Below are 7,630 nucleotides of genomic sequence, written 5' to 3' on the forward strand. Positions count from 1 at the left end.
CTACGATAAGTCAACATCGGCTCGTTCCTCGCCGTGTTTCCTTTATCTCGTCGGAGGCACTCCGGTCTGTACGTCGATGGGCAAGGCGTTTGCGCTTTTCTTATTTAAAAAAATCCTGAAGTCCTTTGACAATCGAGTCGGTAACTTGTTCACGGTATTTCTTCGTTTTAATGATTTTTTCCTCATCTTCATTGCTCACATATCCGAGCTCCAGCAAGACGGCCGGCTGGGTATTTTCCCTCATCACATAATAATCCCCAAATTGTGATCCCCGGTCTTTCAATTTGATTGACTCGGACAAATGGCTGTGGATTGTATCAGCCAGCCGCTTTTCATATGAATGATAATAATAAGTCGTGTGGCCTGAGGCGGAAGCGTCGTCGATGCTGTCAAAATGCAGGCTGATGAAAGCATCTGCCCTGTTTTCGGAGGCTATGTTTGTCCTGTTATACAGGGGGACATATTTGTCGCCGGTTCTTGTCAACACGACCTGGGCACCGGCTTTATCCAGTTTTTTTTCAAGGAGCTTTGCAGTTTTCATTGTCAAGTATTTTTCAAGCGTTCCGTTTTTTCCGGCAGCGCCCTGATCGTTGCCTCCATGTCCTGCATCAATGACGATAAGCTTTCCGGATACCCCTTTTCCTGACCTTCTTTGGCTGGGAGGCCTGTCAGTCGTTGAAACGACCCAGCCGGCTATGTATCCTTTTTTCCCTTTGGATGTCTTCACTTCCATCCAGCCGTTTTTTTGATCAATGACTTCGTATACTTCGCCTGCGTATGCTTGTCCGACAACTTTTGATTTGATATCAGGCTTCTTCCTTATATTTGAATGATCGTGAAGAACCATTATATTCGCCGGTTCATTTTTTGCTTTTTTTCCCCCGGCATCCTTTTTATCAACATATTCGCTGCTGACCCATGCAGTCCCGGATTCAAAATGGATCTTGCTCCACCCGTTGCTCTCTTCAATAATCTTTACTTTGTCCCCTTCTTTCAATTTACCGAGAATATCACTTTCTATGCCGGGCTCTGACCGGACATTCAAGTTTTGAACAGCGATGCTGCCTTCTGTTGACTGTAATTTTGCCGTATCTTTGGATGCCAGCCAGCCGGCAATCCAGCCGGTCTCACCCGAAGGCAGTTTGATTTCATACCAGTCGTCCTTTTCTTTGATTACAGGGTATGTTTCCTCTTTTTTTATTTGGGTAATGATTGGATAGGATGTGCCGGGTTTTTCGCGGACATTGACCACTTCACCTCTAATTGTGGCGGTTTCGGTGTCTTCGGCGATGGATGACGGATCCTTGCCGCAACCGGCGATTATAAAAATAAGTGCAAGAATCATCAATAAATCTTTTTTTTCCACGGATATACCGCCTTTCTCTCTTGGTAATCATTATCGCATGAGGAGTAAAAATAAAAAAGTGCAAAAAAAGCCGCTGTTCATCATTAAATTTTTCTGCAATGGGAATAATAAATGAATATCAATTTCGGGAGGAATTCTATGAGGATCAGTGAAAAAGGCCGATGCGCGGGATTAGCTTTGCCAAATATAGACGGACTGGATTTACAAAACTTGCTTGAAAATGGGTCCGGCGAAATGCCGGAGTTGTTGATGCATGAATCCGGATGGGACAACTCCGGAATCCAATTATTAAAAAGAGAGCTCGAACGCAGTTAAACGTTGACAAAAACGGTTTGCCTTCGTATGATTATATAGATAAATTACAGATAGTTCATCCGGTGAGGGAGAGAGTAGTCGGGAACCGTTTGGGCAGAGAGGAAATATCCAGGCTGAAAATATTTCCGCAAATAGCCCCGATGAAAGACACTCCTTAGGATTCCGCTTCGAACAGCTTTATTGCCCAGTAGGAGAAGGACGCAAACGGCGTTATGTGAAAAAGTGAAAGTGGGAAGACCACTTTTAAAAAGGGTGGCACCGCGGGAATACTCTCGTCCCTTGTTTTACGAAACAAGAGACCGGGGGTATTTTTTATTTTTATCTGTTGTATAGAAAGGAGATATGAGCTTGTCTATTCAAATACCAAGAGGTACGCAGGATTTGCTTCCAGGCGAGGTGGAAAAGTGGCAGTTTATTGAAAAAAAGGCCAAGGACATATGCAGAAGATATTTATACAAAGAGATCAGGACACCGATTTTTGAACATACGGAACTATTTCAGCGGAGTGTCGGCGATACGACAGATATTGTCCAGAAAGAGATGTACACGTTCGAAGACAGGGGCGGCCGCAGTCTGACGCTGCGCCCGGAAGGGACGGCTGCTGTTGTGCGGTCTTACGCCGAAAATAAAATGTACGGACAAACGGTCCAGCCTGTCAAGCTTTATTATTTAGGGCCGATGTTTCGTTATGAGCGTCCGCAGGCCGGCCGTTACCGGCAGTTTGTACAATTTGGAGTGGAGGCGATCGGAAGCGATGATCCGGCCATTGACGCGGAGGTCATTTCACTCGCGATGGAGCTGTACAGGGAGCTCGGTTTGAAAAAGCTGCGCCTTGTCCTTAACAGCCTGGGTGACAGCTCCAGCAGGAAAGCGCACAGGGACGCGCTGGTCGCTCATTTTCAGCCGCGGATCGGAGAGTTTTGCGATGATTGCCAGCAGCGTCTTGAAACGAATCCGTTAAGGGTTTTGGACTGCAAACGGGACCGGGATCACGAGCTGATGAAGTCTGCCCCTTCCATACTTGATTATTTAAATGAAGAATCAAGTCAATATTTTGAAAAAGTAAAGAAACATCTGACTGACATGAAAATCGAGTTTGTCGTGGATCCGACACTTGTAAGAGGATTGGATTATTATAACCATACAGCTTTTGAAATCATGAGTGAGGCGGAAGGGTTCGGCGCTATCACCACTTTATGCGGCGGAGGAAGGTACAATGGCCTTGTACAGGATGTGGGCGGTCCGGACCAGCCAGGAATCGGCTTTGCGCTAAGCATTGAACGACTTTTAAGCGCGCTTGAGGCAGAAGGGGCCGCTCTTCCCCACGAGGAGGCTGTTGACTGCTATATTATTGCAATTGGGGACAAAGCGATGGACTATACTGTTCCGCTTTTGCAAAAGCTTCGCCGGGAAGGCCTTTCCGCTGAGAAGGATTATATGGGACGCAAGATGAAAGCCCAATTCAAGGCTGCCGAAAGAATAAATGCCAAGTTTGCCCTTATCATCGGGGAAGATGAGCTGGAAAATGGTACAGCGGTTATAAAAGATCTGCAAACGGGTGAACAGGAAAATGTTCCGCTTGAAAACATTGTTGAATTTTTAAATAGAGGTTGATAAGGAGAGTCTGCTCATGTATGGAAGAACATATTATTGTGGAGAAATGACAGAAAATGCAATCGGGGAATCTGTTAATTTAAAAGGCTGGGTCCAGAGGCGCCGCGATTTGGGCGGGCTGATCTTCATCGATCTTCGTGACCGTACGGGTGTCGTTCAAATTGTCTTTAATCCGGAGGTATCGAAAGAAGCGCTGGAAACTGCCGAAACAATCAGAAACGAGTTTGTTATTGACGTAAAAGGTGAAGTGGTCAAGCGGGATGAATCCACTTTTAATCCCAAAATAAAGACCGGGACAATTGAAGTGATCGCGAGCGAAGTGGCCATTATCAATAAAGCGAAAACACCTCCGTTCATGATAGAGGACAGGACGGATGCAGCGGAAGACATCCGGCTGAAATATCGCTATCTGGACCTCCGACGGCCTGAAATGTTCGAAGTGTTCAAAATGCGGCATGATGTTACAAAAACGATCCGGAATTACTTGGATGAGAATGGATTTCTTGATATTGAAACACCGATGCTGACAAAAAGCACTCCAGAAGGGGCAAGGGACTACTTAGTTCCGAGCCGTGTCCATCCGGGCGAGTTTTATGCATTGCCGCAGTCGCCTCAGCTGTTCAAACAGCTTTTGATGGTCAGTGGATTTGACAAGTATTATCAGATCGCCCGCTGTTTCAGGGACGAAGATCTAAGGGCGGACCGCCAGCCTGAATTCACACAGGTGGATATTGAAACCAGCTTCATGGACCAGAAGGAAATTATGGACATGACAGAAAAAATGATGGTTAAAGTCATGAAAGATGTGAAAGGCCTTGATGTTTCTGAGCCTTTCCCTGTCATGACATATGATGAGGCGATGGCGCGTTTCGGTTCCGACAAGCCTGACACCCGTTTTGAAATGGAGCTGCAGGATGTTTCTGAAATCGTAAAGGACTCGAATTTCAAGGTGTTTTCCGGAGCAGTTGAATCTGGAGGCCAGGTTAAAGCCATTGTTGTAAAACAGGCTGCGGAAAAGTATTCCAGAAAAGATATCGATGCGCTTGGTGAATTTGCTGCCATTTACGGGGCAAAAGGGCTTGCCTGGATGAAAGTCGAAGAGGACGGCATCAAAGGGCCGATCGCCAAATTTTTTGATGAAGAGGAAGTAAAGCAGCTTACGACTGTACTCCAGGCTGAAGCCGGAGATTTGGTTTTATATGTGGCAGACAAAAAGAATGTGGTGGCTGATTCGCTGAACGCCTTAAGATTGAAGCTCGGTAAAGAGCTTGGGCTTATCGATGAAAGCAAATTCAATTTCCTTTGGGTCGTCGACTGGCCGCTGCTGGAATATGATGAGGAAGAAGGGCGCTATACAGCAGCACACCATCCATTCACAATGCCGGTCAGGGAAGACGTCAAGTACCTTGAAACAAATCCTGGGCGTGTGCGTGCGCAAGCATACGATCTTGTCCTGAATGGGTATGAACTCGGCGGGGGATCATTAAGGATTTTTGAAAGAGATGTCCAGGAAAAAATGTTCAAGGCCCTTGGTTTCTCGGAAGAAGAAGCCCGGGAGAAATTCGGATTTTTGCTTGAAGCGTTTGAATATGGCACTCCTCCTCATGGGGGAATTGCGCTTGGCCTTGACAGAATGGTCATGGTGCTTGCCGGACGGTCCAGCCTCAGAGATACGATCGCTTTTCCAAAAACAGCAAGTGCCAGCGATCTCCTGATGAAAGCACCGGACGAAGTGGACAGCAAGCAATTAAAAGAGCTCCATCTGAAAATCGGAGAATAAAAAAACAAGGCCTTGTTCTCCCCGAAAGGCATTGTTGCAAAGTGGAAAGGAGGCTTGCGTGTAAGCAGGCCTCCTTTCCGTCATTTAATGGGAATGTCTGTAAAATAGCCGTCATCATCATCAGCTTTTTGGTCATTACTGGACTTTTCTCCGGATTCCATGCTGGAATCCCAGCTGGAGTCTTCACTCGATTCTTCTCCGGCTTCCGCACCGGACTCCTCCTCTATATTCTCTGTCTCATCCATTTCACTATCTTGCTTAAAGCTTTCGAAGTCAGCTTTTATGTCTTCGGCAATTTCCGCCGGCAGAGTGCTTGTTCCATATGTTGTCCCGATATTGAGCTGTCCGCCTAAATCCTTGATTCCCAAGTTGGCAAAATTATTGTTTTGTTCGTATTTATCCAATAAAATTTTATCGACTTTTATTTCTCGTATGACAACAGGCTGTTCTTCCTTTTTCGGAATGGAAGCGGTTTTCATTTTTTCTAATTCGTTCTTTAGTTCCATCGTTTGCTACCTGTATTCTTCTATGCTCTCCTTCATCATGGCAAAATCACTTTCCAAACCGGTTATTTGATCTTCCATACGGTTTATTTTCTCCTGAATCGGAGCTAATGATTGTGAAATATACGTATATATTTGTAAATAAAAGCGCTTTTCCATTGCAGTAAAAGCTTCCCGTTGATTGCTTTCTTCCTTTTTATCTCTTTGAGGCAGTTCTTGATGTTCACTTTTTCCATATTTGGAGGAAAAGCTCTCTTTTTGCCATTTGCTCTCCAGTTTGAGCAGCCTTTTCATATGAACATCCAATGTATTTATTTTATTCACTCGCTGCTCTAATGCCTGAACTCTTTTTTTGAGAATCTGTATTTCATCTTCATTATTTTCATTTCGATTGAATAAACCTTTTATAGGCATCATCATTTCACACCTTTATTGTTTAAAAGAGTTTGTCCAAAAAATGAAAGGGGATGTTCAAAATGAAAGCAAAAACTACCATTGGGTTACATGGTTTGCACATTCGGACAATGGACAGGAATTCTTCCGTTACTTTGGGCAGTACACATTCACAAGGCAACCATGTCTTCAATCATCGTGCTGAGGGGTTTGGTGAACAAAGCGGCGATGGAGTCATACAAGATTACCCCGTTTCAATCGTGGAGGATTCCGATTTCATCGATTACAATGTCGTAAAAAGGAGACCATTATAGGATAGGAATATTCTCATGCCGGGTATATCTTCTCTTATATGTAACAAATAGAAGCCCGCCCTCAAATTTAGCTTGAATGTCTTTATGGTCAGCAGGTTCCGGCAGCTCAATGAGTCTTTCAAATTCCCCATACTGCCGTTCAGTCAAATAGGGAGACCCTGATACGAATGTCTGTTTGCTTACGCCTTTGACAAGCAATTTATTTCCTGAGATCGATAGTTGAACCTCTTCTTTTTGGAGACCCGGCAGTTCAACGATGACCATAATTTGTATATCTGTTAAATAAATATCCACTAAAGGAAATCGCTTCGAAGTTTTACTTGGTTGTGATGGCATTTTATTCCCTGGATGAGTTTGTTCCGTTGTATTGTTATATTGGTCAAAAATGGACTCCCAGAAATTCCCGTTTTGATATTTTTGCGCCATTTCCATCCACTGTTTTAGTTTTTCCAGGTCCATTATTCCTACCTCCAAACGTCAATCTTTTCAATCAGACAGGAAGGATGATAGCTCAAGTATGTTCGAAAAGCAGGACTTGGCCGAACCGGAAGTTCACGCAAGCCGGCACTAGTTCCGCAGTGCAGATTTAACGTTATTGTTTTAATCCTTTTATATATGTATTAGTGCAATAATCCATTCATTACACTGATTCTTTAAATGGATTGCATTGGCTTTTGTTTTTTACCACATAAATGGCAGGGCTTCGTAATATATTCACTAAAAGGAGGAGGGAGGGGCATGAGAGGGACATCAATCAATATTAATATATTCATGTTAAAGATCAATTCCTTTGAAAACGCTTCTGCTGTTAATATAGGCCAAAGCTTATTAGCTGATTGGAATAATCATGATAAGAAAACGCAAGGGTTCGGACAGAATTTAGGAGACGACGTTGCCTTTTTAAGTCCGCAAAGTTTTGTTGATGACCGCGATCTAGTGGATTCCCCGTCCACCTTTAACGCGCTGCCTATGAAGAGGGGGAAAGGGTGAGATACTGGTGTTTGGACCTGTAGTCATAAACTTGTTGGCGTTTAAAGTGAATACATTAGATCGAAATGCACCTATAAACATGGCAGCCTCTGCGCGTTTCGATGTTTTTCTGAGCAATAAGCAAAACTATGGTTTAGGGGAAGAAAACGGGGATTTTGCAATCACGAATGTCCCGCTCAACCTTGTCAATGACCAAGATGTCAATGATACGAATGCCCAGAAAACAAGTGTAATTTAATATGGTAAATATACAAACGTTCAAGGGCGGACCTTTTCACGGTTCGCCTTTTTAAAAAGATAAGAAAGTATATTATTGGGTCTACCACGGTCGTTTGGACTGTGGTATTTTCATTTT

At 44.0% G+C, this 7,630-nt stretch carries 10 protein-coding genes and 1 other annotated feature; of the genes, 6 read left to right on the forward strand and 4 right to left on the reverse strand.

Going from position 1 to position 7,630, the window contains the following annotated elements; translation table 11 throughout:
* Positions 1-100: 100 nt before the first annotated feature.
* Entirely contained in the window at positions 101-1,366 is a 1,266-nt protein-coding gene (locus FS666_RS18405; protein ID WP_144463290.1) for an N-acetylmuramoyl-L-alanine amidase family protein, read from the reverse strand.
* A 138-nt stretch (positions 1,367-1,504) separates the two neighbouring features.
* Between FS666_RS18405 and FS666_RS19950 the strand changes: the two genes are divergently transcribed.
* The 3 genes from FS666_RS19950 (at position 1,505) to aspS (ending at position 5,075) form a co-directional block, all read left to right on the forward strand.
* The gene (locus FS666_RS19950; protein WP_164876249.1) at positions 1,505-1,681 is read left to right on the forward strand and encodes a hypothetical protein; all 177 of its coding nucleotides are present in this window, start codon (positions 1,505-1,507) and stop codon (positions 1,679-1,681) included.
* 53 nt (positions 1,682-1,734) lie between these two features.
* Positions 1,735-1,964 (forward strand) — a binding site (T-box leader).
* 65 nt (positions 1,965-2,029) lie between these two features.
* Complete coding sequence (gene hisS, locus FS666_RS18410) at positions 2,030-3,295, forward strand: histidine--tRNA ligase (protein ID WP_144463292.1); 1,266 nt, start codon at positions 2,030-2,032, stop codon at positions 3,293-3,295.
* Positions 3,296-3,311: 16 nt separating this feature from the next.
* A complete protein-coding gene (gene aspS, locus FS666_RS18415) occupies positions 3,312-5,075 on the forward strand; it encodes an aspartate--tRNA ligase (RefSeq protein ID WP_144463294.1) in 1,764 nt (587 codons plus the stop codon).
* A gap of 80 nt (positions 5,076-5,155) precedes the next feature.
* Here aspS and FS666_RS18420 read toward each other — a convergent pair whose 3' ends face one another.
* Both FS666_RS18420 and FS666_RS18425 read right to left on the reverse strand, forming a co-directional pair.
* On the reverse strand, positions 5,156-5,581 hold the full coding sequence (locus tag FS666_RS18420; protein WP_144463296.1) for a hypothetical protein: 426 nt from the start codon (positions 5,579-5,581) through the stop codon (positions 5,156-5,158).
* A gap of 6 nt (positions 5,582-5,587) precedes the next feature.
* The gene (locus FS666_RS18425; RefSeq protein ID WP_144469105.1) at positions 5,588-5,995 is read right to left on the reverse strand and encodes a hypothetical protein; all 408 of its coding nucleotides are present in this window, start codon (positions 5,993-5,995) and stop codon (positions 5,588-5,590) included.
* A gap of 59 nt (positions 5,996-6,054) precedes the next feature.
* On the opposite strand from FS666_RS18425, the gene FS666_RS18430 reads away from it, so the two are divergent.
* A complete protein-coding gene (locus FS666_RS18430; protein WP_120068767.1) occupies positions 6,055-6,285 on the forward strand; it encodes a hypothetical protein in 231 nt (76 codons plus the stop codon).
* Here FS666_RS18430 and FS666_RS18435 read toward each other — a convergent pair.
* Positions 6,280-6,744 (reverse strand): Hsp20/alpha crystallin family protein, encoded by a 465-nt coding sequence (locus FS666_RS18435; RefSeq protein ID WP_144463300.1) that lies wholly within the window; start codon positions 6,742-6,744, stop codon positions 6,280-6,282. The genes FS666_RS18430 and FS666_RS18435 overlap by 6 nt on opposite strands.
* 279 nt (positions 6,745-7,023) lie before the next feature.
* Here FS666_RS18435 and FS666_RS18440 point away from each other — a divergent pair, with 279 nt between their 5' ends.
* On the forward strand, positions 7,024-7,275 hold the full coding sequence (locus FS666_RS18440) for a hypothetical protein (RefSeq protein WP_144463302.1): 252 nt from the start codon (positions 7,024-7,026) through the stop codon (positions 7,273-7,275).
* Positions 7,276-7,282: 7 nt separating this feature from the next.
* Positions 7,283-7,513, forward strand: coding sequence for a hypothetical protein (locus FS666_RS18445; RefSeq protein ID WP_144463304.1), 231 nt, complete (start codon positions 7,283-7,285; stop codon positions 7,511-7,513).
* Positions 7,514-7,630: the final 117 nt, after the last annotated feature.

Origin of the sequence: Siminovitchia fortis (assembly GCF_007681465.1) — a bacterium.
GTDB classification, from domain to species: domain Bacteria; phylum Bacillota; class Bacilli; order Bacillales; family Bacillaceae_C; genus Siminovitchia; species Siminovitchia fortis.

Excerpts from the sequence above, each read along its gene's own strand:
- aspS (WP_144463294.1), top strand. The coding sequence starts at position 3,312 with ATGTATGGAAGAACATATTATTGTGGAGAAATGACAGAAAATGCAATC.
- FS666_RS18440 (WP_144463302.1), top strand. The coding sequence starts at position 7,024 with ATGAGAGGGACATCAATCAATATTAATATATTCATGTTAAAGATCAAT.
- FS666_RS19950 (WP_164876249.1), top strand. The coding sequence starts at position 1,505 with ATGAGGATCAGTGAAAAAGGCCGATGCGCGGGATTAGCTTTGCCAAAT.
- FS666_RS18435 (WP_144463300.1), bottom strand. The coding sequence starts at position 6,744 with ATGGACCTGGAAAAACTAAAACAGTGGATGGAAATGGCGCAAAAATAT.
- FS666_RS18430 (WP_120068767.1), top strand. The coding sequence starts at position 6,055 with ATGAAAGCAAAAACTACCATTGGGTTACATGGTTTGCACATTCGGACA.
- FS666_RS18420 (WP_144463296.1), bottom strand. The coding sequence starts at position 5,581 with ATGGAACTAAAGAACGAATTAGAAAAAATGAAAACCGCTTCCATTCCG.
- FS666_RS18425 (WP_144469105.1), bottom strand. The coding sequence starts at position 5,995 with ATGATGCCTATAAAAGGTTTATTCAATCGAAATGAAAATAATGAAGAT.